This is a genomic window from Marinobacter sp. NP-4(2019), assembly GCF_003994855.1.
GTDB lineage: Bacteria > Pseudomonadota > Gammaproteobacteria > Pseudomonadales > Oleiphilaceae > Marinobacter.
Map to the genome: position 1 here is coordinate 1,036,334 of NZ_CP034142.1, position 25,212 is coordinate 1,061,545.

General features: G+C 56.5%; 14 protein-coding genes, 2 tRNA genes and 3 rRNA genes. 15 read left to right on the plus strand and 4 right to left on the minus strand.

Going from position 1 to position 25,212, the window contains the following annotated elements:
* Both EHN06_RS04675 and EHN06_RS04680 read right to left on the minus strand, forming a co-directional pair.
* Positions 1–1,386: a sigma-54-dependent transcriptional regulator gene (locus EHN06_RS04675; protein WP_127330616.1), complete on the minus strand. Its 1,386-nt coding sequence runs from the start codon at positions 1,384–1,386 to the stop codon at positions 1–3.
* A 44-nt stretch (positions 1,387–1,430) separates the two neighbouring features.
* A complete protein-coding gene (locus EHN06_RS04680) occupies positions 1,431–3,077 on the minus strand; it encodes a sensor histidine kinase (RefSeq protein WP_127330618.1) in 1,647 nt (548 codons plus the stop codon).
* An 86-nt stretch (positions 3,078–3,163) separates the two neighbouring features.
* Between EHN06_RS04680 and EHN06_RS04685 the strand changes: the two genes are divergently transcribed.
* Positions 3,164–4,828 (plus strand): NAD+ synthase, encoded by a 1,665-nt coding sequence (locus tag EHN06_RS04685; RefSeq protein ID WP_127330620.1) that lies wholly within the window; start codon positions 3,164–3,166, stop codon positions 4,826–4,828.
* Between the two features lie 28 nt (positions 4,829–4,856).
* Here the strand turns inward: EHN06_RS04685 and EHN06_RS04690 are convergent, their stop codons facing one another.
* Complete coding sequence (locus tag EHN06_RS04690) at positions 4,857–5,690, minus strand: outer membrane protein assembly factor BamD (RefSeq protein WP_127330622.1); 834 nt, start codon at positions 5,688–5,690, stop codon at positions 4,857–4,859.
* Between the two features lie 138 nt (positions 5,691–5,828).
* Between EHN06_RS04690 and rluD the strand changes: the two genes are divergently transcribed.
* The 3 genes from rluD to clpB all read left to right on the plus strand — a co-directional run bounded on the left by rluD (position 5,829) and on the right by clpB (position 10,266).
* The gene (gene rluD, locus EHN06_RS04695) at positions 5,829–6,806 is read left to right on the plus strand and encodes a 23S rRNA pseudouridine(1911/1915/1917) synthase RluD (protein ID WP_127330624.1); all 978 of its coding nucleotides are present in this window, start codon (positions 5,829–5,831) and stop codon (positions 6,804–6,806) included.
* Positions 6,796–7,551 carry a peptidoglycan editing factor PgeF gene (gene pgeF, locus EHN06_RS04700; protein ID WP_127330626.1) on the plus strand — a complete coding sequence of 252 codons (756 nt, stop codon included), beginning with the start codon at positions 6,796–6,798 and terminating at the stop codon, positions 7,549–7,551. Before rluD ends, pgeF begins: the two co-directional genes overlap by 11 nt.
* A gap of 138 nt (positions 7,552–7,689) precedes the next feature.
* Positions 7,690–10,266 (plus strand): ATP-dependent chaperone ClpB, encoded by a 2,577-nt coding sequence (gene clpB / locus EHN06_RS04705; protein WP_127330628.1) that lies wholly within the window; start codon positions 7,690–7,692, stop codon positions 10,264–10,266.
* Between the two features lie 44 nt (positions 10,267–10,310).
* On the opposite strand, the gene EHN06_RS04710 is transcribed toward clpB, so the two are convergent.
* A complete protein-coding gene (locus EHN06_RS04710; RefSeq protein WP_127330630.1) occupies positions 10,311–10,787 on the minus strand; it encodes a DUF4124 domain-containing protein in 477 nt (158 codons plus the stop codon).
* Positions 10,788–11,281: 494 nt separating this feature from the next.
* Here EHN06_RS04710 and EHN06_RS04715 point away from each other — a divergent pair, with 494 nt between their 5' ends.
* The 11 genes from EHN06_RS04715 to EHN06_RS04765 all read left to right on the plus strand — a co-directional run bounded on the left by EHN06_RS04715 (position 11,282) and on the right by EHN06_RS04765 (position 25,160).
* Entirely contained in the window at positions 11,282–13,000 is a 1,719-nt protein-coding gene (locus EHN06_RS04715; RefSeq protein ID WP_127330632.1) for an acetolactate synthase 3 large subunit, read from the plus strand.
* Between the two features lie 2 nt (positions 13,001–13,002).
* A complete protein-coding gene (gene ilvN / locus EHN06_RS04720; protein WP_127330634.1) occupies positions 13,003–13,494 on the plus strand; it encodes an acetolactate synthase small subunit in 492 nt (163 codons plus the stop codon).
* Positions 13,495–13,561: 67 nt separating this feature from the next.
* Positions 13,562–14,578 carry a ketol-acid reductoisomerase gene (gene ilvC / locus EHN06_RS04725; protein ID WP_127330636.1) on the plus strand — a complete coding sequence of 339 codons (1,017 nt, stop codon included), beginning with the start codon at positions 13,562–13,564 and terminating at the stop codon, positions 14,576–14,578.
* Positions 14,579–14,667: 89 nt separating this feature from the next.
* Complete coding sequence (gene pssA / locus EHN06_RS04730; protein ID WP_127330638.1) at positions 14,668–15,513, plus strand: CDP-diacylglycerol--serine O-phosphatidyltransferase; 846 nt, start codon at positions 14,668–14,670, stop codon at positions 15,511–15,513.
* A 639-nt stretch (positions 15,514–16,152) separates the two neighbouring features.
* Positions 16,153–17,692: ribosomal RNA gene (locus tag EHN06_RS04735) — 16S ribosomal RNA — on the plus strand.
* An 89-nt stretch (positions 17,693–17,781) separates the two neighbouring features.
* A tRNA-Ile gene (locus EHN06_RS04740) sits at positions 17,782–17,858 on the plus strand.
* A 272-nt stretch (positions 17,859–18,130) separates the two neighbouring features.
* Positions 18,131–18,206: transfer RNA gene (locus EHN06_RS04745), tRNA-Ala, on the plus strand.
* Positions 18,207–18,523: 317 nt separating this feature from the next.
* Positions 18,524–21,416, plus strand: a 23S ribosomal RNA gene (locus tag EHN06_RS04750).
* Positions 21,417–21,501: 85 nt separating this feature from the next.
* Positions 21,502–21,616, plus strand: a 5S ribosomal RNA gene (gene rrf, locus EHN06_RS04755).
* Together the 16S, 23S and 5S rRNA genes with 2 tRNA genes alongside form the textbook arrangement of a ribosomal RNA operon.
* Positions 21,617–21,984: 368 nt before the next feature.
* Complete coding sequence (locus EHN06_RS04760; RefSeq protein ID WP_127330640.1) at positions 21,985–23,454, plus strand: MFS transporter; 1,470 nt, start codon at positions 21,985–21,987, stop codon at positions 23,452–23,454.
* The gene (locus tag EHN06_RS04765) at positions 23,451–25,160 is read left to right on the plus strand and encodes a bifunctional protein-serine/threonine kinase/phosphatase (RefSeq protein WP_127330642.1); all 1,710 of its coding nucleotides are present in this window, start codon (positions 23,451–23,453) and stop codon (positions 25,158–25,160) included. Before EHN06_RS04760 ends, EHN06_RS04765 begins: the two co-directional genes overlap by 4 nt.
* The last annotated feature ends 52 nt before the right edge of the window (positions 25,161–25,212 follow it).

Sequence of the window (25,212 nt, forward strand, 5' to 3'; positions counted from 1 at the left end):
CTACTCCATCCCCAACTTCTTCAACCGATACCGCAACGCCCGGAAACTGATCCCCAGCCGCTTGGCCGCGGCTGTCTTGTTCCAGCGGGTAGCCTCCAGGGCCTTCTCGATGGCTTGTCGCTCTATGGTTTCCAGGTAACCTTCGAGGTCAATCTCACCATCGGGGACGTCGGCCTGTTCGGCATTGCGGGTGATTTCACGGGTTGCCGCACCGCCCAGCCCGGGCGGCGTGGGGGCGTTGCCCAGGTGGAGGTCGGAGGCGCCGATCCGGTCGTTGTCGCACAGGGTAAAGGCCCGTTCCAGTATGTTTTCAAGTTCACGGACGTTGCCGGGAAACTCGTATTCCTTGAGGCGCTCTATGGCATCGGGCGTCAGGGTGGCGGGCTCGCACTCATATTCACGGGCAATACGCTCGAGGATATGGTTGGCAAGCAGCGCGATGTCATCAGGGCGTTCCCGCAGCGGTGGCACGGCCAGCTCAATGACGTTGATACGGTAGAACAGATCCTGGCGGAACGTACCCTCCTGCACCAGTTCTGGCAGGTTCTTGTGGGTAGCACTGAGCACCCGGATGTCCACGGGCACTTCTTTGGTATCTCCCACCGGCCGCACCGCTTTTTCCTGGATCGCCCTGAGCAGTTTGACTTGCATGGCGATGGGCAGGTCGGCGACTTCGTCAAGGAACAGGGTGCCGCCGTCAGCGGTGCGGAAGAGGCCCTCTTTGTTGTCCACCGCGCCGGTGAAACTGCCTTTCTTGTGACCGAAGAACTCACTTTCCATTAGCTCGGAGGGAATGGCACCACAGTTAACCGCAATGAAAGGGCCCTCCCGTCGTGGCCCCTGCAAGTGGATCATCCGCGCCACCAGTTCCTTACCGCTGCCGGACTCGCCGCTGATAAAGACCGGTGCCTGGCTTCTGGCGAGCTTGCGGACCTGGTTGCGCAGCCGTTTGATTTCAGCCGAGTTTCCCAGAAGCAGCCCGGGCTCGTCCGGGGCGATCTCCAGCTCCGGTTTGGGTTCGGAGAGCTTGAGTGCGCTATTAACCAGTTCCCGCAAGCGTGGAAGCTCTACTGGCTTGGAGACAAAGTCGAAGGCGCCGGCTTTCAGGGATTCAATGGCGGTGTCCATATTGCCGTAGGCGGTGATCACGGCAACCGGCGTGCACGGCGTATGTTGCTGAATCCAGTGCACCAGATCGATACCGTTGCCGTCCGGCAGGTTCATGTCGGTCAGGCAGAGATGAGGGTGGTGTTCTTCCAGCAGCTTGCGGGCGCTGGTAATGTCCGGCGCGGTCAGGGTGTTGATCCCCATGCGGGTCAGGGTAATTTCCAGAAGATCCCGGATGTCCGGTTCATCGTCTACAATCAGCGCGGTGTGAGTGGTCATTGTGTGGTTTTGGTTCCCTATTGTTTTGCTTTCGTTCACCGGCATTAAATCATTCGCCCCGGGTGGGCAAAGGTTATGCGAAAACAGCATCCGGGTTTGTCGTCTTCCACCAGGGAAAGATGGGCCTGGTTAGCCTCGCACAGTTCCCGGGCCAGATAAAGCCCGAGGCCGGTACCGCTTTTATCAGTTGTGAAAAACGGCTCAAAAACCGAGGATCGCTGCTCCGGCGGTATCCCCGGACCGATATCGCGAACATCCAGGTAAGCCCGTTCGCCGTCCGCTGTGGGGCCGGCGTGCAATTCGATCGTCCGTTTGCCGGTTTGTTGTTCACTATAACGCAGTCCATTATCACAGAGATTGACCAGAACCTGCTCAATCTGACTTTTATCAAACCTCGCCGGTGGAATGGCCGCATCAAGATTGAGCTTTATCTCGGTCGATGGCTGGTGTTCGTTGTCCTGTGTCTGCAGGTATTCGTCCCTGAACTCACGCAGCCACGCGGCGACATCCAGCAGTTCGCTGCTGGCAACACGCCGGCGGGACAGGTCCAGCACATTCTCAATAATGCCGTTAACCCGTCTGGAATGGCGCCGGATGATGTCGAGCATCTGGTGATCACCCTCATCAAGATGTGGGGATTCCTCCATCAGTTGTGCCGCATGGCTTATGGCTCCCAGGGGGTTACGGATTTCATGGGCAATGCCTGCCGTTAACCGGCCGAGGGAGGCCAGTTTCATCTGTTGGGCCTGCTGGGTGACTTTGCTCATGTCGTCGATGAATACGAGGATATGATCGCCGCGCTCCTGGTCCAGTTGGGTGAAGTTTACCTGCAGCAGCGGAGAGGTCGGTGAGGCCTGGAAGGGTTCTGTTTTGCGGGAGGGGTCCCTGAGCCAGTCTTCCAGACCCAGACGAAGTTGCTGGGGCAGGTGGCGCCCCCGGTTGTCATCCCCAGATTGTTCGCTCCGGGCACCGAACAGCAGTTCCTCTGCCGCAGCGTTCGCAAGGCGAATCTGGCCATAGCGATCGAGGACCAGTATCCCGGTGCGCATACGCTGGATGATCTGGCGGTTGATCTGTTCCAGTTCCGCGATGCTGCGGGCTCTGGAGGTGGCCAGGGCTTCACTGCGCACCATGCGTCGGGAAATGTTCTGGAGTATGAAGGCCGCGGCGAAGTAGAGGATACCCAGAGATCCGGCCCGCACAATGTCATCTCCCGACGCATCCAGTGCCAGCACTGCCCAACTGGAAATGCCCAGCGAGCAGATGGCGGCCAGGGCGGCATAGAAGGTGCCCATACGGCTGGGGGTGAGGATGTTACCTGCCGCCACCGACACGATGACCAGATTCGCAAGGCCGTTGGTGATGCCGGTACTGGTCAGCAGTAGGCCGTGCATGACGAGAATATCGAGCAGCACTGACAGCGTTATATGCCGCTGGTTGGGCTGCATGCCCGCCAGCATGAGCAGGGCAATAAAGCTGTTCAGTGCAAAGTAGCTGACAACCCCGGCCTGATAGTAATCCAGCATCCGGAAGCGGGTCTCGAAATTCACCGGATCCACAAACAGCAATGCCACCAGCATCAGGCTGACGACCACACGATAATGATTGTAGATGCGGAACAGCTTGACCCGCTGAGTGACCGGGGGGCTGTCTGGCCAGTTCTGGTTGGGCGTGGTTGCCGTTTTTACCATAATTGGTTGGGGTTCCCGGGAGAATTCCGTTGCTTTGAGGGGTTATAATAGCCTTTTAACGGCAATAAGTTACAGGAGCTGTCTTTATGTCCGTCTCACAGCAACCGTCCTCCGCTGGCACGGCAACGCGAAAACTGTGTGTGGTTATGGCGCAACTGGATTTCCTGGTGGGGGATATTCCGGGCAACACCCGGGCGGTGATTGAGGCGACGCAGAAAGCGCATGATGAACACCAGGCCGATATTGTGGTGTTTCCGGAGTTGTGCCTGACGGGGTATCCCCCCGAAGACCTGTTGTTGCGACCAAGCCTGGAGGTGCGGGTCAGTGAGGCGCTGGACACCCTGTGTGCGGCGAACCTGAAACCGGCCATCGTTATCGGTGCTCCTATCCGGCAGAGCGGCCTGTTATACAACTCGGCGGTGGTCATTGAAGGTGGCGAGCTCACCGGGCGCTATTTCAAGAAATTCCCACCGAATTACCAGGTCTTCGATGAGAAGCGGTATTTTGCCGAAGGGCGTGAGACGCTGGTGATGCCCATCCATGGCGTGCAGGTCGGGATAACCGTGTGTGAGGACCTCTGGAGCGATGGTCCGGTGGAGGACGCAGCGGCTGCCGGTGCGCAATTGATCCTGAACCTGAACGCGTCTCCCTACGATATCGACAAGCAGGCCTCCCGCAAGGCACTGCTGGAGCGCAAGTCGCGGGAAAACCGGGTGAGCATTGTGTACGTGAACCTGATTGGCGGTCAGGACGAGCTGATCTTCGATGGCGGCTCCATGGTGTTTGACCATTCCGGCCGGCTGGACGTGGAAGCGCCGCAGTTCGTTGAAGGGTTGTTCCCGGTGCATTTCCTGTGTGAGCACCCATGCCAGCCAGTGTCACAGCCGCTGCCCGAGGAGCCGTCGCTGGAGGCGAATGTTTATAACGCCCTGGTGCTCGGGGTGCGGGATTATGTCAACAAGAATGGCTTCAAGTCCGTTGTGCTGGGGTTGTCCGGTGGCATCGATTCGGCGGTCACGCTCGCGGTGGCGGTGGACGCCCTGGGATCTGACCGGGTCAGGGCTGTCATGATGCCATTTCGCTACACCTCGGGCATGAGTCTGGAGGACGCCGAAGCGGAGGCCACGGCCCTGGGTGTGCAGTACGATGTTTTCTCCATTGAGCCCATGTACGATGCTTTCATGGCGACTCTGGAGAAACCGTTTGAAGGCACGACACCGGATACCACGGAAGAGAACCTTCAGGCCCGCTTGAGGGGCGTGTTATTGATGTCCCTGTCCAACAAGTTCGGATCCCTGGTGCTGACCACCGGCAACAAGAGTGAGATGGCCGTTGGCTATTCCACTCTGTACGGTGACATGGCCGGTGGCTTTGATGTGTTGAAGGATGTGCCCAAGACTCTGGTGTTCAGGCTTGCCAAATATCGCAATACCCTGTCGTCAGTGATACCGGAACGTGTCATTACGCGTCCGCCGTCGGCGGAACTGGCGCCGGACCAGAAGGATGAGGACAGTCTGCCAGGTTACGATGTGCTGGATCAGATACTGAATCTGTATGTCGAACGGGATTTCAGTGCGGATGCGATTGTGGCCGAGGGGTTTGACCGTACCGATGTGGAGCGGGTTATTCGTCTGGTGGATATCAACGAATATAAACGTCGCCAGGCGCCCATCGGGGTACGTATCACCGAGCGGGGGTTTGGTAAGGATCGCCGCTATCCGATCACCAATGGATGGCGGATCGGGAAATAGGGGCGAGTGCCCCCGTTCCCCTGCGGGGTTACTCGTCGCCCATCAGGCCGAAGGTAACCACGCTGGTCAGCGAGCGGTTCTCCCGCTTCAGCAGGTCGGGTGCAAACTCGCCGTTGTCATCGAAGGCGTTGCTGTCGGGGTAGTTTTTCGCCAGCAGGGCAATAGCGTCGTCGGCGGCTTTGTTGAGCTCCATAAAGCGGAAGGTTTCCGCCAGGATCACCAGCGCCTCCTCCACGGACGGTGATGTGGAGAAGTTCTCGATCACGTAGCGAGCCCGGTTGTTGGCGGCGATATAGGCTTCCCGCTTGATGTAGTAGCGCGCGGCGTGAATTTCCAGCTCGGCCATGCGGTTGCGAATGGCAATCATGCGCTGTCGCGCGTCCGCTGCGTACTCGCTGTCAGGGTAGCGGTTGAGCAGGTTTGAGAAGTCCCGGAATGCCTGGCGTTGTTCGCCCGGGTCGCGGGCGGAAACGTCAATCGGGAAGTAGCGGGCGGCGAGGCCAATGTCCAGGTTGTAGGAGGCCAGCCCCCTCATATACAGCGCATAATCCGCGTGTTCGCTTTGCGGGTTGAGTCGCAGGAAACGGTCAGCGGCTGCCCGCGCACCTTCCAGGTCCAGGTTCTGATAGCGGGCATAGATCAGGTCCATCTGGGCCTGCTCGGCGTAACGGCCGAACGGGTAGTAGGTCTCCAGATAATCGAGATTCTGTTCCGCCTCGTTGAAATTGCCGGAGTTCATGGCCTGGCGGGCCGTCTCGTAATACGCTTCTTCCGGCAGCACTTCCTCCTGTTTGTTGGAAGCACAGGCACTGATCAACAGCGCTGTGGTGGTCAGTAGCAATAATCGAACAACTGATCTCATGCCGGAATCCCGTATAATGACTAAAAACGAATGATCGGTCATTGTAACGGGGAACCTGTGCGTTGTGCAGTGGCTGGCCAACTTGATTGAAAATTTCTGACTGAAACGTAACACAACATCATCGGCCCTGGGGGCTTAATGTCTGCTGAAAACCGTATTACCGCTGCTTTTTCCGTTCCGCCGGAGCTGAGTGACCGTCGCCTGGATCAGGCCGCGGCAGAACTGATGCCGGAACATTCCCGCTCGCGTCTGCAGGGCTGGATCAAAAGCGGCGCCTTGACCGTCAACGGTGAAAACCGCAAGCCGAGGGACAAGGTGATGCTCGATGACCGTTTGGAACTGGATGCTGAACCGGAAGTCCAGGTGAGTTGGCAGGCGGAATCCATTACCCTCGATGTGGTTTATGAAGACGAGCATCTGCTGGTTATCAATAAGCCGGCCGGACTGGTGGTTCATCCTGCTGCTGGCCATGCCGATGGCACCCTGGTCAATGCATTGCTCAATTACGCCCCGGAAGTAGAAAATTTGCCCAGGGCGGGCATTGTCCACCGCCTCGACAAGGACACCTCCGGCATCATGGTGGTCGCTCGCAGTTTGATCGCCCACACATCGCTGGTGGATCAGCTTCAGACCCGAACCATGGGGCGTGAATACGAAGCGGTAGTGGTGGGTACCCTGACGGGCGGCGCCACGGTGGATGCCCCGATCGGTCGTCATCCCCGCGAGCGTAAGAAGATGGCGGTAGTGCCGACCGGTAAACCGGCAGTGACACACTATCGGTTGGTGGAGCGATTCGCGGCGCATACCCATGTTCGCTGCAAGCTGGAGAGCGGTCGTACCCACCAGATCCGTGTTCACATGGCCCATGTAAAGCACCCGCTGATTGGTGATCCGCTCTACGGTGGCCGGCTGCGTCTGCCCAAAGGCACCAACGAGGAATTGCGGGAGGTACTTGCAGCGTTTCAGCGCCAGGCGCTCCATGCGCGCCAGCTGACGCTGGAGCATCCGGAGACCGGCGAGATTCTCACCTGGGAAGTTCCCTTGCCCGAGGATATGGAACACTTGCTGGCAGCATTGCGCCAGCATGTGAAGGATCTGGAGAGTCATGATTTCTGATCGGTCGTTGATTACGCCAGACTGGCCAGCCCCCGCAAATGTGAGGGCGGTGTGTACCACTCGAATGGGCGGGGTCAGCCAGGCGCCGTGGGATTCCATGAATCTGGGCAGCCACGTAGGTGATGATTCACAGCATGTGCAGGAAAACCGGCAGCGCCTGGCAGCTTTGGCCGGGATCGAACTGTGCAATGTTGGCTGGCTGGATCAGGTTCATGGGACTAACGTGGTGTCGTTGCCGGTCACGGGTGTGCCGCGAGCCGACGCCAGCCATACCGGTCAGCCTGGTTGCGCCTGTGTGATTATGACCGCGGATTGCCTGCCGGTGTTGCTCTGTGATGTGTCCGGTACGCGGGTGGGGGCAGCCCACGCGGGGTGGCGTAGTCTGTGTGGTGGCGTCCTGGAAGAGCTGGTGAGTGGTATGGGAGGCAATCCGGCAGAGTTGATGGCCTGGCTCGGCCCCGCCATTGGTCCGCAGCAGTTTGAAGTGGGGGCCGAGGTGCGGGATGCGTTTCTGCTTTATGATCCCGCCGCTGCTGATGCATTCTCGGAGCGGGGCGCACGGGCTGGTCACTATATGGCGGACATCTACCTTCTTGCCCGGCAGCGCCTGGCAGCCTCCGGCGTGAGCCAGGTATACGGTGGCGATCGCTGTACTGTTTCCGAGCCCCAAACATTCTTTTCCTACCGGCGCGATGGCCAGACAGGCCGCATGGCCAGCATGATCTGGTTATCCGATAACCCCTGACGCCCGTCAATTTTCTGACAGTTTCTCCGTCCCCCTGCTTGAAGTCCACCCGGTTGCCCCTACATTTAATGTCAAAGCAAACGGGATGTCAGCGATACCGCTTGGGCATCCGGTCATCGAATCGGGGAAAGACTCATTATGCGAATTGACAAACTCACCAGCCGATTGCAAACCGCGCTCGCCGATGCGCAGTCCCTTGCCGTGGGTAAGGATCATAATTTTATTGAACCGGTGCACCTGATGCAGGCGTTGCTGGATCAGGACGCCAGTTCCATAAAGCCACTGCTGAAGCAGGCCGGGGTTGAGCCGGGGCGTGTGCGTCAGGCCGCTGCCCGAGAGATCGAGAAACTGCCCGAAGTTAAAGGGTCTGCCGGCGATGTCTCCATGTCCAACGATATGGGGCGACTGTTCAATATCGCGGACAAGCTGGCGCAGAAACGCAAGGATCAGTTTATTTCCAGTGAGCTGATGCTGCTCGCGGCCCTGGAAGATCGCGGAACCCTCGGGCGGGTTTTGCGGGAGCAGGGCGTGGACAAGGCCGCCCTGGAAAAGGCTATCGATGAGGTTCGTGGTGGCGAGCCTGTCAATGACGCGGCCGCTGAGGAAAGCCGTCAGGCTCTGTCCAAGTACACCATTGATCTGACAGAGCGGGCCGAGGCAGGCAAGCTGGATCCGGTGATCGGGCGTGATGATGAAATTCGCCGCACCATTCAGGTGCTGCAGCGTCGTCGCAAGAACAACCCGGTGCTGATCGGGGAACCTGGTGTGGGCAAGACCGCCATTGTCGAAGGTCTGGCCCAGCGGATAGTGAACGGAGAGGTGCCTGACGGCCTGAAGGACAAAAAAGTGCTGTCCCTGGATATGGGGGCGTTGATCGCCGGTGCCAAGTTTCGCGGTGAGTTCGAGGAGCGCCTGAAGGCGGTGTTGAATGAGCTGTCGAAGCAGGAAGGTCAGATCATTCTGTTTATCGATGAGATTCACACCATGGTGGGCGCTGGCAAGGCGGAAGGCTCCATGGATGCGGGCAACATGCTCAAGCCGGCCCTGGCTCGGGGCGAGCTGCATTGTGTGGGCGCCACGACCCTGGACGAGTATCGAGAAAACATCGAGAAAGACGCCGCCCTTGAGCGTCGTTTCCAGAAAGTCCTGGTCAACGAGCCGAGCGAAGAGGACACCATCGCGATCCTGCGTGGTCTGAAGGAGCGTTACGAGGTTCACCACGGCGTCGAGGTGACCGACGGGGCGATTATTGCCGCTGCCAAGCTCTCCCATCGCTACATCACCGATCGTCAGTTGCCGGACAAGGCCATTGATCTGGTCGATGAAGCGGCCAGCCAGATCCGTATGGAGATGGACTCCAAACCCGAGGCGCTGGATCGCCTTGAGCGTCGCTTGATTCAGCTCAAGATCGAGCGTGAAGCGCTGAAAAAGGAAACCGATGCCGCTTCGAAAAAACGTTTGGAAGAGCTGTCTGACGTGATTTCTGGTGTTGAGCGCGAGTACGCCGACCTGGAAGAAGTGTGGAACACTGAAAAGGCCGCGCTGCACGGCTCCCAGAAGATCAAGAGCCAGTTGGAGCAGGCCAGGATTGATCTGGAAAACGCTCGCCGCGCCGGTGATCTTGGCCGGATGTCCGAGCTTCAGTACGGCAAGATACCGGAGCTGGAACGTCAGCTGGACATGGCCAGCCAGGCGGAAATGATGGAAATGAAACTGCTCCGCAACCGGGTCACGGACGAGGAGATTGCCGAGGTTGTCTCCAAGTGGACCGGTATTCCGGTGTCCAAGATGCTGGAAGGCGAGCGTGACAAGCTGATGCGCATGGAAGAAGCGCTTCATGGCCGAGTGATTGGTCAGGACGAAGCGGTGGAAGCGGTGTCAAATGCCGTGCGCCGTTCCCGTGCCGGCCTGTCGGATCCTCACCGCCCGAACGGCTCGTTCCTGTTCCTGGGGCCGACCGGCGTGGGCAAGACCGAGTTGTGCAAGGCGCTGGCGTCGTTCCTCTTTGATACCGAAGAGGCCATGGTGCGAATTGATATGTCGGAATTCATGGAGAAGCATTCGGTGGCGCGACTGATCGGTGCGCCTCCCGGCTATGTAGGGTATGAAGAAGGCGGTTACCTGACCGAAGCCGTTCGCCGCCGTCCCTATTCAGTGCTGTTGCTGGATGAGGTGGAGAAAGCCCATCCGGATGTGTTCAATATCTTGCTGCAAGTGCTGGAAGACGGTCGCCTGACGGACGGGCAGGGCCGAACGGTTGATTTCCGTAATACGGTGATCGTGATGACCTCCAACCTGGGGTCGGACATCATCCAGCAGAAAGCGGGTGAGGAAAACTATGAGTCCATGAAGAATGCGGTGATGGACGTCGTAGGCACTCACTTCCGGCCCGAATTCATTAACCGGGTGGATGAAGTGGTGGTTTTCCATCCGCTGGCGGAAAGCCAGATCCAGGGCATTGCAAGAATCCAGATCGAGTCCCTGAGCAAGCGTCTGCGGGATCAGGAAATGACGCTGGAGCTGGACGACGCTGCCATGGAGCTGCTGGCGGAAGTTGGCTACGATCCGGTTTACGGTGCCCGGCCGCTGAAGCGGGCTATCCAGCGCATGATTGAAAATCCGCTGGCACAGCGCCTGTTGCAGGGGGAATTTGTTCCCGGAGATACCATTCACGGAACCGTACAGGAACACAAGCTGGTGTTCGATAAGCGTTGAGAACAGAGGGGCGATCCATTTGATCGCCCCTTTTTATTTGCCTGTCACTCTTGGCGCTCTGCCTGAGTGTCTTTGTCGGCGCCGCAATTCTCGTCCGCAATCTCCTTGAATTTCTGTCGTTGCTCTTCAATTTCTTCCGGCGACAGGTAGCGTTGTTCGCCGTCTTCCTCAATCCGGATCCGGCTGTTGCGGTCAAGAATCCTGAGATTGCTTTGGGCGGTTGAGCAGTTTGCTTCCCGTTGTTTGCGACGGGCTTCTTCAACGGCAGATTCTTCCCGTTTTTCGGCTTCGTCTGCCTGGCGTGCTTCCAGCTCTTCCAGCTGTTCCTGGGGGCTTTGCCCCTGGCTGCCAGAGGAGGTCCCGCTGCGGACGCTGACCTGTTCGGCTTGTTGGCCTGTCGGTTGGCGGTCGCCAAAGTGGGTGACGCCGTTTTCGTCGGTCCACTTGTAAACGGAAGCAGCTGAGGCTGCAAGGGGTGCGGCTGCCAGAATGAAGGCCAGTGTCAGGATTCTTTTATTCATTACTCTACTCGTCTCGCGTTAGCCGGTTCGGGCCAACCTCTGGTTGCCCAATATTATTTCTGTGGTTTTATCATGCCATCGGATGGCTGGATTTTCTCTAGCGTGGTTCAAAAATCTGCATAAAGTATGGCAGACCTTTCGCCAGTATGGGCAGAGAATCCGTACACTGCTATTGACAGGGAGTTTCCCGCTGTCAAAATTACCGATTGCCTGAAGACAGGGGTCAATACGGCAGGCAATCCCGAGCGAGTATCCCCCGTTAATCACCACACTGAACGCGCCGCGCACAGGTCGCGGGATGGTTGTTGCTTATTTGCAACCCGTCGATTGGCCGTTCTCCGCAACCCTCAGGAGGGCGGCTGGCCAGGAGACAACCTCTTAAAGGTAGTGTGGAGGAGCAGCCGGTGCCGCTTTCACAAGAAGCAGGCAGGCCGGGTATCCAGGCAACCGGGAGCTTTCCCGGCTCATTCACTCGTAGAAGAGGGTAGAAAATCGTGGAGTTATTGTCTGGCGCCGATATGCTGATCCGGTCCCTTCAAGATGAAGGTATCGAGTACATATACGGCTATCCGGGTGGTGCAGCCCTTCATATTTATGATGCGCTGTTCAGGCAGGACAAAGTCAAGCATATTCTGGTACGGCACGAACAGGCCGCGGTCCATATGGCCGATGGTTATGCTCGCGCAACCGGAAAACCAGGTACCGTACTGGTGACCTCGGGTCCTGGAGCCACCAACACTATTACCGGCATTGCCACTGCGTTCATGGATTCCATCCCCATGGTGGTTCTGTGCGGTCAGGTTGCATCCACCCTGATTGGTGAGGATGCATTCCAGGAAACCGATATGATCGGTGTCTCCCGCCCTGTGGTAAAACACAACCTGAGCGTACGTCACCCCGAGGAAATCCCCGAGGTGATTCGCAAGGCCTATTACATCGCCTCGACCGGTCGCCCCGGTCCGGTAGTGGTGGATATCCCCAAGGATATGACCACACCGAACGAGCGCTACGAATACGTCTTTCCGAAAAAGATCAAGCTGCGTTCCTACAACCCCGCGATCCGTGGCCACGCCGGCCAGATCAAGAAGGCTGTGGATATGCTGATGGCGGCCAAGCGCCCGATCATCTATGCAGGCGGTGGCGTTATTCTCGGCAAGGCCTCTGGTCAGTTGACCGAACTGGTGCGCATGCTGGGTTATCCTATCACCAACACGCTGATGGGGATTGGTTGCTATCCGGCCTCTGACAAACAGCACCTGGGCTGGCTGGGTATGCACGGTACCTATGAGTCCAATATGGCCATGCACCACTCGGATCTGATTCTCTGTGTGGGCGCGCGCTTCGATGACCGGGTAACCAATGCCACCGAGAAGTTCTGTCCGGGGGCCCGCATTGTTCACATCGACATTGATCCGGCGTCGATTTCCAAGACCATTGACGCGGACGTGCCCATTGTGGGACCGGTTGATGCGGTGCTCAAGGAGATGATCACCCTGGTCAAGGAAAGCAAGGACAAGCCCGACGCGGATGCCATTGCGTCCTGGTGGAAGCAGATTGACGAGTGGCGCGCTTTCCACGGCATGCGTTATGAAACCAGTCCGGATGTGATCAAACCGCAGGAAGTGATTGAAGCGTTGTGCCGGCTGACCAAGGGTGAAGCTTTCGTCACCTCTGATGTAGGGCAGCACCAGATGTTCGCGGCCCAGTACTACAAATTTGACAAGCCCAACCGCTGGATCAACTCCGGTGGCCTCGGCACCATGGGCTTCGGCCTGCCGGCTGCCATGGGGGTGAAACTGACCCACCCGGACGACGAAGTACTCTGTATTACCGGTGAAGGCAGTATCCAGATGAATATCCAGGAGCTGTCCACCTGTAATCAGTACAACCTGCCGGTGAAGATCATCAACCTCAACAACCAGGCTCTGGGCATGGTCAAACAGTGGCAGGACATGAATTACGAGTCCCGTCATTCCCAGTCCTACATGGAATCCCTGCCGGACTTTATCAAGCTGGCGGAGGCCTATGGCCACGTGGGAGTCCGGATCGACCGCAAGGAGGACCTGGAATCCAAGCTCAAGGAAGTATTGGCCATGAAGGACAAGCTGGTATTCGTGGATATCTACGTCGACCGGTTTGAACACGTGTATCCGATGCAGGTGGCCCGTGGTTCCATGAAAGACATGTGGCTCAGCAAGACGGAGAGGGTGTGATCATGCGTCGAATCATTTCTGTTTTGCTTGAGAACGAACCGGGTGCTCTGTCGCGTGTTGTGGGGCTGTTTTCCCAGCGTAACTACAACATTGAAACTCTGACGGTGGCCCCGACTGAAGACGAGACCCTGTCTCGCCTGACTGTCACCACCACAGGGTCGGACAAGGTCATCGAGCAGATCACCAAGCAGTTGAACAAGCTGATCGAGGTGGTGAAGCTGGTGGACCTGACCGAAGGTTCTCATATTGAGCGTGAGTTGATGCTGGTCAAGCTCAAGGCCACGGGATCTCAGCGTGCAGAGATCAAGCGCACCGTTGATATTTTTCGTGGTCAGATTGTTGATGTGACCAGCTCGGTTTACACGGTTCAACTGGCGGGTGACAGCGACAAGCTGGATGGCTTCATTCAGGCGGTTGGTACGTCAGGCGTGCTTGAGGTTGTTCGTACCGGGGTGTCCGGTATCGCTCGCGGCGAAAAGGTGTTGAGTCTCTGACCGACGCCCTATTCCTTTTTAAATCATGGCCCCGGTAACGGGGTCGTTACAATACAGAGGTTATCCCATGCAGGTTTATTACGATAAGGATTGCGATCTTTCTCTCATCCAGGGCAAGAAAGTGGCCATCATCGGTTTCGGTTCCCAGGGTCACGCCCACGCGTGCAACCTTAAAGAGTCCGGCGTTGATGTCACCGTGGGTCTGCGCCCAGGCTCTTCTTCCATCGCCAAGGCCGAAGCCTACGGCCTGAAGACCAGCGATGTACCGTCTGCCGTTGCAGCCGCTGACGTGGTGATGGTGCTGACTCCCGACGAGTTCCAGTCGCAGCTGTACGCTACTGAAATCGAACCGAACCTGAAGCAGGGTGCGACCCTGGCCTTCGCTCACGGTTTCGCCATTCACTACAATCAGATCGTTCCGCGCAAGGATCTGGATGTCATCATGGTTGCGCCGAAGGCGCCGGGCCACACCGTTCGCACCGAGTTTACCCGTGGCGGTGGTATCCCTGACCTGATTGCGATTTTCCAGGACGCCTCCGGCAACGCCAAGAACCTGGCTTTGTCCTATGCCAGCGGTATCGGCGGCGGTCGTACCGGTATCATCGAAACCACTTTCAAGGACGAGACTGAAACCGATCTGTTCGGTGAGCAGGCCGTTCTGTGTGGTGGTGCGGTTGAGCTGGTCAAGGCAGGTTTCGAAACCCTGACCGAAGCCGGTTATGCTCCGGAGATGGCCTACTTCGAGTGTCTGCATGAACTCAAACTGATTGTTGACCTGATGTACGAAGGCGGCATTGCCAACATGAACTACTCCATCTCCAACAACGCGGAGTACGGTGAGTACGTGACCGGGCCGGAGATCATCAACGAGCAGTCCCGTGAAGCTATGCGCAACGCACTGAAGCGTATCCAGAGTGGTGAGTACGCGAAGATGTTTATCTCCGAAGGGGCTCTGAACTATCCGTCCATGACTGCGCGTCGTCGCCAGAATGCGGCTCACGAGATTGAAACCGTGGGTGAGCAACTGCGAGGCATGATGCCGTGGATCTCCGCGAACAAGATCGTGGACAAGGACAAGAACTGAGTCGGATTTCCGGTAAGTTCTGAAAACGCGGCCCGGGTGGCCGCGTTTTTCGTATATACTCCGCACAAATGCTTTCCGGAGTGAGAGGAATGACTAAAGAAAGAAAAATCCCGGAATCGAAAGAAACCGAAAACACCGACAAGCCGTCCAAAGCCTCTGCTGCAGGGGAGTTCGAACCAGGTGAGGTGGTAGAGGAAGAGCTTGTGGAGGGCTCGCCGGTGAGGCGTAAAGGCATTTATCTGTTGCCGAATGCGCTGACGACCGCGTCATTATTCTCGGGCTTCTATGCAATTGTGTCCGCCGCCAATGGCATGTTCGACAACGCCGCCATTGCGGTGTTCGTCTCCATGATACTGGACGGGCTTGACGGCCGGGTTGCCAGAATGACCCACACCCAAAGCAAGTTTGGCGAGGAGTACGACAGTCTGGCTGACATGGTGGCGTTTGGTGTGGCTCCGGGGCTTGTCGCCTTCTTCTGGTCGCTCAATGAGCTGGGGCAGGTAGGTTGGGCGATTACCTTTATCTACGTGGCCGGGGCGGCATTGCGTCTGGCTCGATTCAATACCCAGATTGGTTCCGTGGACAAGAAGTTCTTTGTGGGCTTGCCGAGTCCGGCTGCCGCGGCGTGTGTGGCTGGAATGGTGTGGTGTTTCCATAATGTGGATCCTGCTACTTGGCTGACGTTTATGACCATCGTCGTAGTGGGTGGCAGTGGCGTGCTGATGGTCAGCAATATTCTTTATCGTAGTTTCAAGGATCTGGATCTTCGCGGCAGGGTGCCTTTCGCGGCAATATTGCTGGTGGTACTGATCTTCGTAGTAGTCGCTCTGGACCCGGCCTCCGTGCTTTTCACCGGATTCCTGATTTACGGGTTATCCGGTCCTTTTCTGGCGCTGACGCGCAAAGCTCGTCGCAAACCAGGCAGTGCCGCCTGACCGAGTGGGTATCTTCCGGCCCGAATAAGAGGGCCGGGAATTTTCGTTGCATTCCCTGGTCAACCTTAAAGGTTATCCGTCCTCCAGTATGTTTTCAGGTGCCGGTTGAAGGGGGAGTGGTGTTGGATTTATGATCAATCTGTGCGTATTCTGAGCGGCTTGGTAGGGGGAAACCGAAATACTTTTGAAATAGTTTCAAAAGCTCGTTGACACCTTCGCGCAGGTCTGTAGAATGCGCATCTCTTTCGAGGGGCAAGCCACTGAGGCGGCTCCGGAATCGAAAGGCAACTGTTTGAAAGTGTTGAAGAAAACGAGTTTCAAATTTCTTCAGAAAGCGGTTGACAAGGTGGCGGTTCACTGTAGAATGCGCCCCTCGAAACAAGCAGTAAGCCGGTGAGTTTTTCGGCGGTTTCCGGAGACGGGAAGCAGCGAAAAATAAACGGTTGACAAGGCGGCGAAGCGATGTAGAATACGCCACCTTGATTGAGCAGACGCTCAACGCTCTTTAAAAAGTTAACCAAGTAATTCGTGTGGGCGCTGGCCGAGGTATTTCGGATACGAAATATCAGGACAGTGACTCGTCGAAATTGAGTTTTGTCTTGAGCAAGAATAGAGAATCTTCGGATTCTTGTATGATTTAAACTGAAGAGTTTGATCATGGCTCAGATTGAACGCTGGCGGCAGGCTTAACACATGCAAGTCGAGCGGTAACAGGGGGAGCTTGCTCCCCGCTGACGAGCGGCGGACGGGTGAGTAATGCTTAGGAAACTGCCCAGTAGTGGGGGATAGCCCGGGGAAACCCGGATTAATACCGCGTACGCCCTTCGGGGGAAAGCAGGGGCTCTTCGGACCTTGCGCTATTGGATGTGCCTAAGTCGGATTAGCTAGTTGGTGGGGTAAAGGCCTACCAAGGCGACGATCCGTAGCTGGTCTGAGAGGATGATCAGCCACATCGGGACTGAGACACGGCCCGAACTCCTACGGGAGGCAGCAGTGGGGAATATTGGACAATGGGGGCAACCCTGATCCAGCCATGCCGCGTGTGTGAAGAAGGCTTTCGGGTTGTAAAGCACTTTCAGTGAGGAGGAAGGCTGTAAGGTTAATACCCTTGCAGATTGACGTTACTCACAGAAGAAGCACCGGCTAACTCCGTGCCAGCAGCCGCGGTAATACGGAGGGTGCAAGCGTTAATCGGAATTACTGGGCGTAAAGCGCGCGTAGGTGGTTTGATAAGCGAGATGTGAAAGCCCCGGGCTTAACCTGGGAACGGCATTTCGAACTGTCAGGCTAGAGTGTGGTAGAGGGTAGTGGAATTTCCTGTGTAGCGGTGAAATGCGTAGATATAGGAAGGAACACCAGTGGCGAAGGCGGCTACCTGGACCAACACTGACACTGAGGTGCGAAAGCGTGGGGAGCAAACAGGATTAGATACCCTGGTAGTCCACGCCGTAAACGATGTCAACTAGCCGTTGGGACTCTTGAAGTCTTAGTGGCGCAGCTAACGCACTAAGTTGACCGCCTGGGGAGTACGGCCGCAAGGTTAAAACTCAAATGAATTGACGGGGGCCCGCACAAGCGGTGGAGCATGTGGTTTAATTCGACGCAACGCGAAGAACCTTACCTGGCCTTGACATGCAGAGAACTTTCCAGAGATGGATTGGTGCCTTCGGGAACTCTGACACAGGTGCTGCATGGCCGTCGTCAGCTCGTGTCGTGAGATGTTGGGTTAAGTCCCGTAACGAGCGCAACCCCTATCCCTAGTTGCTAGCAGTTCGGCTGAGAACTCTAGGGAGACTGCCGGTGACAAACCGGAGGAAGGTGGGGATGACGTCAGGTCATCATGGCCCTTACGGCCAGGGCTACACACGTGCTACAATGGCGCGCACAGAGGGCTGCAAACCCGCGAGGGGGAGCCAATCTCACAAAACGCGTCGTAGTCCGGATCGGAGTCTGCAACTCGACTCCGTGAAGTCGGAATCGCTAGTAATCGTGAATCAGAATGTCACGGTGAATACGTTCCCGGGCCTTGTACACACCGCCCGTCACACCATGGGAGTGGATTGCACCAGAAGTGGTTAGTCTAACCTTCGGGAGGACGATCACCACGGTGTGGTTCATGACTGGGGTGAAGTCGTAACAAGGTAGCCGTAGGGGAACCTGCGGCTGGATCACCTCCTTAAACGAAGCCGAACGCTTCGGTCAGAGTCCACACGAATTACTTGGTTGGCTAATAAAGAGAGCAAAAGGGTCTTGCAGGCCCGTACCTTTGGGTCTGTAGCTCAGGTGGTTAGAGCGCACCCCTGATAAGGGTGAGGTCGGTGGTTCAAGTCCACCCAGACCCACCAAAATTGCGTTATCCGTCGTTATCGAAAGGCTCACGTGCTGGTCGCACGCTACACCTTTCGATGCCTAGGCTAACCCAATTTTCGGAGCATGCCTCGCTGTAAAGAGGTGCGCCGAGTGGGTAAACCGCAAAGGTGGTGACGGACGCGGATGCGCCGGACAGGTTTTGTCAATCTAGGCGCAGCGTGAGTGAGAGAAGGAGTGACCCTCGATGGGTCATGACTGAAGCGAACGAATGCTGCAACGACGAGTGACGAAAGCTGGACAAGCAGACGGGGCTATAGCTCAGCTGGGAGAGCGCCTGCCTTGCACGCAGGAGGTCTGCGGTTCGATCCCGCATAGCTCCACCATATTACTGACTAACTCCGGTTAGCAGTGTGCAGAAACAAGCGTTTCGTTTTAATGACAGAGGTTGTTAAGCGAAGTTCTTCTTTCTGATCACTGGGTCAGATTTGCTCTTTAACAAATTGGACGAGATAGAACACGAATATTGTTTCTCATTATCTCCGAGGAACAATGTTCAATGTGATAGCGATTTCAAGCGTTATCCGGTGTTGTCGTTGAAGTGGTTGTTGTATGACTTCAGTCGGCTGTCTCGAATAAGCGTCCGCATCAGGGTTACCTGGTGAAGGGTGTGGATTCGTGATCAGTTGTCTTGGGGTTATATAGTCAAGCAACTAAGCGCATACGGTGGATGCCTTGGCAGTCAGAGGCGATGAAAGACGTGGAAGCCTGCGATAAGGTTCGGGGAGCTGGCAAACGAGCTGTGATCCGGACATCTCTGAATGGGGAAACCCACCGACTTTCGGGTCGGTACCTTGCACTGAATCCATAGGTGTAAGGGGCGAACTCGGGGAACTGAAACATCTAAGTACCCGAAGGAAAAGAAATCAACCGAGATTCCCTCAGTAGCGGCGAGCGAACGGGGACCAGCCCTTAAGCTGGACAACTGGTAGGAGAAGGCTCTGGAAAGTGCCGCCATAGTGGGTGATAGCCCCGTATCCGAAACCTGAGTCCAGTGAAATCGAGTAGGACGGGACACGTGATATCCTGTCTGAACATGGGGGGACCATCCTCCAAGGCTAAATACTCCTGACTGACCGATAGTGAACCAGTACCGTGAGGGAAAGGCGAAAAGAACCCCTGTGAGGGGAGTGAAATAGATCCTGAAACCGTATGCGTACAAGCAGTCGGAGCGGACTTGTTCCGTGACGGCGTACCTTTTGTATAATGGGTCAGCGACTTATGTTCAGTGGCGAGGTTAACCGTATAGGGGAGCCGTAGGGAAACCGAGTCTGAATAGGGCGATTTAGTCGCTGGGCATAGACCCGAAACCGGGCGATCTATCCATGAGCAGGTTGAAGGTTGAGTAACATCAACTGGAGGACCGAACCCACTGTCGTTGAAAAGCCAGGGGATGACTTGTGGATCGGAGTGAAAGGCTAATCAAGCCCGGAGATAGCTGGTTCTCCCCGAAAGCTATTTAGGTAGCGCCTCGGACGAATACCACAGGGGGTAGAGCACTGTTTCGGCTAGGGGGTCATCCCGACTTACCAACCCGATGCAAACTCCGAATACCTGTGAGTACTATCCGGGAGACACACGGCGGGTGCTAACGTCCGTCGTGAAGAGGGAAACAACCCAGACCGCCAGCTAAGGTCCCCAAGTACCAGTTAAGTGGGAAACGATGTGGGAAGGCTCAGACAGCTAGGAGGTTGGCTTAGAAGCAGCCATCCTTTAAAGAAAGCGTAATAGCTCACTAGTCGAGTCGGCCTGCGCGGAAGATGTAACGGGGCTCAAACTGGTCACCGAAGCTGCGGCTGCATACTTTGTATGCGGGGTAGGGGAGCGTTCTGTAAGCCTGCGAAGGTGTGTTGAGAAGCATGCTGGAGGTATCAGAAGTGCGAATGCTGACATGAGTAACGACAATGGGGGTGAAAAACCCCCACGCCGGAAGACCAAGGGTTCCTGCGCAACGCTAATCGGCGCAGGGTGAGTCGGCCCCTAAGGCGAGACCGAAAGGTGTAGTCGATGGGAAACGGGTTAATATTCCCGTACCTTGGATCACTGCGATGGAGAGACGGAGAAGGCTAGGTGAGCCGGGCGACGGTTGTCCCGGTTTAAGCGAGTAGGGAGAGGACTTAGGCAAATCCGGGTCCTCAATCCTGAGACGCGACGACGACTGCCCATTGGGCGGGAAGTCATTGATGCCCTGCTTCCAGGAAAATCTTCTAAGCTTCAGGTGATTCGAGACCGTACCCCAAACCGACACAGGTGGTCAGGTAGAGAATACCAAGGCGCTTGAGAGAACTCGGGTAAAGGAACTAGGCAAAATGGTGCCGTAACTTCGGGAGAAGGCACGCCGGTGTGTACGTGAAGCCCCTGCGGGTGGAGCGGAAGCCGGTCGAAGATACCAGGCCCCTGCGACTGTTTATTAAAAACACAGCACTGTGCTAACACGAAAGTGGACGTATACGGTGTGACGCCTGCCCGGTGCCGGAAGGTTAATTGATGGGGTTAGCATTCGTGCGAAGCTCTTGATCGAAGCCCCGGTAAACGGCGGCCGTAACTATAACGGTCCTAAGGTAGCGAAATTCCTTGTCGGGTAAGTTCCGACCTGCACGAATGGCGTAACGATGGGGGCGCTGTCTCTACCCGAGACTCAGTGAAATTGAAATCGCCGTGAAGATGCGGTGTATCCGCGGCTAGACGGAAAGACCCCGTGAACCTTTACTATAGCTTCACAGTGAACTTTGAGCATGTTTGTGTAGGATAGCTGGGAGGCTTTGAAGCGGCGACGCCAGTCGTCGTGGAGCCAACCTTGAAATACCAGCCTGACATGTTTGAGGTTCTAACTTGGTCCCCTGATCGGGGATGAGGACACTGTGTGGTGGGTAGTTTGACTGGGGCGGTCTCCTCCCAAAGCGTAACGGAGGAGCACAAAGGTGGGCTAAGCACGGTCGGACATCGTGCGGTTAGTGTAATGGCACAAGCCCGCTTGACTGCGAGACAGACACGTCGAGCAGGTGCGAAAGCAGGTCATAGTGATCCGGTGGTTCTGTATGGAAGGGCCATCGCTCAACGGATAAAAGGTACTCCGGGGATAACAGGCTGATACCGCCCAAGAGTTCACATCGACGGCGGTGTTTGGCACCTCGATGTCGGCTCATCACATCCTGGGGCTGAAGCCGGTCCCAAGGGTATGGCTGTTCGCCATTTAAAGTGGTACGCGAGCTGGGTTTAGAACGTCGTGAGACAGTTCGGTCCCTATCTGCCGTGGACGTTGGAGATTTGAGGAAAGCTGCTCCTAGTACGAGAGGACCGGAGTGGACGAACCGCTGGTGTTCGGGTTGTGTCGCCAGACGCATTGCCCGGTAGCTATGTTCGGACAGGATAACCGCTGAAAGCATCTAAGCGGGAAGCCCCTTCCAAGATGAGATCTCCCTGGACCCTCGAGGTCCCTGAAGAGCCGTTCAAGACCAGGACGTTGATAGGTCGGGTGTGTAAGCGCTGCGAGGCGTTGAGCTAACCGATACTAATTGCTCGTGCGGCTTGACTATATAACACCCAAGACAATTGCGGATAACGCAACAACGAAATCAACATCACATGTTCTCTCTCGTCCCCCAGTGATCAACCGTTTTGCCTGACGACCATAGCGGTCTGGAACCACCTGATCCCATCCCGAACTCAGAAGTGAAACAGACCTGCGCCGATGGTAGTGTGGCGTTGCCCATGTGAGAGTAGGTCATCGTCAGGCTCCTAATACCAAAAACCCCAGCATCCTCGATGTTGGGGTTTTTTTATTGTCCGAAAGAAAGTTCATGTCGCTGCTACAAAGCAGTGCGCTACGTTCTTCCGTCGCCTCTCAATAGTGCGATGTCATCTGTTACAAATTCGGCTGGCCTTCATAGTTAATTGATATTTAAGGATAAAGGTCCATTGGAACATATCTTGCTGTTATCCCGGTGAACAATTCCCCATCAGGCAATCGGCAACGGCGCCGTCGCTAGAACTCCCCAGGTGTCGGCCAGGTCTGTTCCTGTTTCAGGTAAGTTGTCTCCGTTGATATCTGTGGGATTCGCTCAACCCGGTGGGATCATTTGCCAGGTTTTGACAGGATCAGCCATGACGGATACCGCTTTTCGCTTCCTTTCCTATGCCGGAAAAACCAAAGTCCTCCACCTGAGTTGGGTGGCCTTTTTCATCAGCTTCCTGGTGTGGTTTAACCATGCGCCGCTGATGTCTGCTATCCGCGAGCAGTTCAGTCTCACCGCCGCGGAGGTCAATACACTATTGTTGCTTAACGTAGCGCTGACCATACCCGCCCGAATCCTGATTGGTATGTTAGTAGATGGGCTTGGTCCTCGCCGGGTATACAGTCTGGTGCTGGTTATTTCCGGGGTGCTGTGTATAGCCTTTGCTCTGTCGACCACCTTTGAGCAGCTGGCTTTAAGTCGGTTCTTGCTTGGCTTTGTGGGGGCGGGCTTCGTCGTTGGTATTCGCTTGATCAGTGAGTGGTTCCCGGCCCGGGAGTTGGGGTTGGCTGAAGGTATCTATGGCGGTTGGGGCAATTTTGGTGCGGCATTTGCCGGGCTGTCCTTGCCTGCGCTGGCACTCTGGTACGGTGGAGATGATGGTTGGCGCTGGGCCATTGGTACGACTGGTGTCATCGCCATTCTTTATGCGGCGGTGTTTTACCACCAGGTCAGGGACACCCCCAAGGGCTCTACCTATTTCAAGCCCAAACGCGGTGGCGCCATGGAAGTAACCAGCCGGGGAGATTTTGTTCTCTACCTGGTGATGAATCTGCCGCTGTTCCTGGCCTTGGGGTTAATCGTCTGGCAATTGGGACCGCACAAGCTTGGACTGTTGGGCGAGGCGACAACCTACGTGCTGTACGGCGTTATTCTCCTGATGCTGACGGTTCAGGTTGTGCGTATCTGGCAAATCAACGGTCATGTATTCCAGCGTGCGGTGCCCGCTTTTGATCGCTATCCTTTCAAGCAAGTGGCGCTGCTGAACCTCGTTTATATGGCCAGTTTCGGTTCTGAGCTTGCCGTGGTTTCGATGTTGCCGCTGTATTTCCTGGACACCTTTGACATCTCGCCATTACTGGCAGGCATGCTCGGTGGCAGCTTTGCATTAATGAATCTGTTTGGTCGTCCCGGTGGTGGATACCTGGCGGATCGCTTCGGTCGCAAGTTCATCACGCTGGTGATGTTGGCGGGTATTGCCTTGGGGTATCTGTTGATGGCACAAATCGACAGTCATTGGCCGTTGCCTCTGGCTGTGGCTCTGGTTGTGTTCTGCTCGATTTTTGTGCAAGGCGGTTGTGGTGCGGTCTATGCCTCCGTTCCATTGGTCAAGCGTCGGTTGACCGGACAAGTGGCCGGTATGGCCGGTGCTTATGGTAACGTCGGTGGGGTGGTGTTTTTGGTAGTGTTGGCGATGGTCACACCCAAGGTGTTCTTCCTGGTGCTGGGCGGTATTGCCGTAGCGATCATGGCGCTGGTGATGATCTTTATGGATGAGCCCAATCCGCAGACCAGTGAAGTCATGCCGGACGGTTCCGTGCGGATGATTGATGTGACATGAGCCCCCAACTGCACCTGACAATCGGTCAACACAGCTCAGCGGGTCGCAAGGAGACCAATGAGGACAGTCTGGGTATCTGCTACCCGGAGGGCGAAGCGCGTGCTCTCAAAGGGGCTGTGGCTGTGATTGCCGACGGTGTCAGTGCGTCCGAGTCGGGGCGGGAGGCGGCGGAGGCTTGCGTTAAGGGCGTGCTGCACGATTATTACAGCACGCCGGACTCCTGGTCGGTGGAAACATCGGTTGGACGGGTGCTGGGCTCCCTCAATCGCTGGCTGCATGGCAAGGGGCATCGCAGTCATGGTGATGCCAGGGGCATGGTGTGTACCTGCAGCCTGGTGGTGATCAAGAATAATCGCGCCTATGTTTTTCATGTGGGAGACAGTCGCGTCTACCTGCTCCGTGATGGGCGACTGGATTGCCTGACTCGCGACCATCATGTCCTGCTGGGCTCCGACAAGACCGCTTTGTCACGTGCCATGGGCGTTGAGCTCAACGTCGAAATAGATATGAATCGGGTCAGTCTGCAGCCGGGAGACTGCCTGGTACTGACCACGGATGGTGTCCATGGCTATTTGAGTGACGGTGTCATGGCTGAAAAGGTGCGCGACGTCTGTCCCGAGGAAGCCGCCAGGGCGCTGGTGGACGCGGCCCTGGAGCAGGGTAGTCCGGACAACCTGAGTGCCCAGGTGCTGGTGGTGGACAAGTTGCCGGAGGAAGACATCGAGGCTCATTACGAGCGTCTGATTGCCCTGCCATTCCCGCCGCCACTGCAGCCGGGACAGCGCCTCGATGGCTATCGGATCGTGCGGGAGATCCATGCCAGCCGCCGAACCCAGGTCTATCTTGCGGAGTCGCTGGAGGATGGGGATCTGGTGGCCATGAAGACGCCGTCGCCGAACTTTGTTGACGACGCTGCTTACATTGACCGCTTCCTCACCGAATCCTGGGTGGCCAGACGTATTCAGAGTCCCCATGTGGTGCGTTTTCTGGATCCGCCTCAAAGTCGTCAGTGCCTTTACTGCCTTACCGAGTTTATCGATGGCCAGACGTTGCGGGAGTGGATGAATGATAATCCCATGCCGGAACCGTCCCTGGTGCGGGGCATGGTCAGACAGATAGTGGCCGGGTTGCGTGCCCTGCATCGCCTGGAAATGGTGCATCAGGACCTGAAGCCGGAGAACCTGGTGATCGACCGCCAGGGCACCCTCAAGATCATTGATCTGGGCGCGGTTCGGATTCGTGGTATAGAGCAGATTGACGTGCCCTGGGGTCACGATGTGCAGCTGGGAACCGAGAGTTACGCGGCTCCCGAGTGCCTGGAGGGCGAACTCGCCACGGCCGCTTCTGATCGCTACTCCCTGGGCGTCATTGCCTATGAATTGTTGACCGGGCGCCTGCCCTACGACAAACCCCCGAAACCCTCCAATCGTCGTAAGCTGGTGTACCGCAGTGCCCGGGAGGTCAACCCTGACTTACCGGTGTGGCTGGATGCCTGCCTGCAGAAAGCGGTGGCCTTAAAGCCGGAGGCCCGGTATTCCGCGTTATCGGAATTTCTGAGGGACCTGGAGTTCCCGAACCCGTCCCTGGTACCGTCTTCCAGGGCCCCCCTGGTGGAACGGGTTTCAACGCGGGATTGGCGTTTTATTGCGAGTCTCTCATTACTGCTGAACCTGGTTTTGTTGTCCGCTCTGCTGGTCCGGGGATAGTCTCCTTCAGGGTGTTGCCGGCAATCAGTGATATACTCTCTCCACATACGAC

Bases quoted from the DNA above. Each gene is read 5' to 3' on its own strand.
- pgeF (WP_127330626.1), top strand. From the start codon at position 6,796: ATGATTTCTGATCGGTCGTTGATTACGCCAGACTGGCCAGCCCCCGCA.
- clpB (WP_127330628.1), top strand. From the start codon at position 7,690: ATGCGAATTGACAAACTCACCAGCCGATTGCAAACCGCGCTCGCCGAT.
- EHN06_RS04710 (WP_127330630.1), bottom strand. From the start codon at position 10,787: ATGAATAAAAGAATCCTGACACTGGCCTTCATTCTGGCAGCCGCACCC.
- pssA (WP_127330638.1), top strand. From the start codon at position 14,668: ATGACTAAAGAAAGAAAAATCCCGGAATCGAAAGAAACCGAAAACACC.
- EHN06_RS04680 (WP_127330618.1), bottom strand. From the start codon at position 3,077: ATGGTAAAAACGGCAACCACGCCCAACCAGAACTGGCCAGACAGCCCC.
- ilvN (WP_127330634.1), top strand. From the start codon at position 13,003: ATGCGTCGAATCATTTCTGTTTTGCTTGAGAACGAACCGGGTGCTCTG.
- ilvC (WP_127330636.1), top strand. From the start codon at position 13,562: ATGCAGGTTTATTACGATAAGGATTGCGATCTTTCTCTCATCCAGGGC.
- EHN06_RS04690 (WP_127330622.1), bottom strand. From the start codon at position 5,690: ATGAGATCAGTTGTTCGATTATTGCTACTGACCACCACAGCGCTGTTG.
- rluD (WP_127330624.1), top strand. From the start codon at position 5,829: ATGTCTGCTGAAAACCGTATTACCGCTGCTTTTTCCGTTCCGCCGGAG.
- EHN06_RS04675 (WP_127330616.1), bottom strand. From the start codon at position 1,386: ATGACCACTCACACCGCGCTGATTGTAGACGATGAACCGGACATCCGG.
- EHN06_RS04765 (WP_127330642.1), top strand. From the start codon at position 23,451: ATGAGCCCCCAACTGCACCTGACAATCGGTCAACACAGCTCAGCGGGT.
- EHN06_RS04760 (WP_127330640.1), top strand. From the start codon at position 21,985: ATGACGGATACCGCTTTTCGCTTCCTTTCCTATGCCGGAAAAACCAAA.
- EHN06_RS04685 (WP_127330620.1), top strand. From the start codon at position 3,164: ATGTCCGTCTCACAGCAACCGTCCTCCGCTGGCACGGCAACGCGAAAA.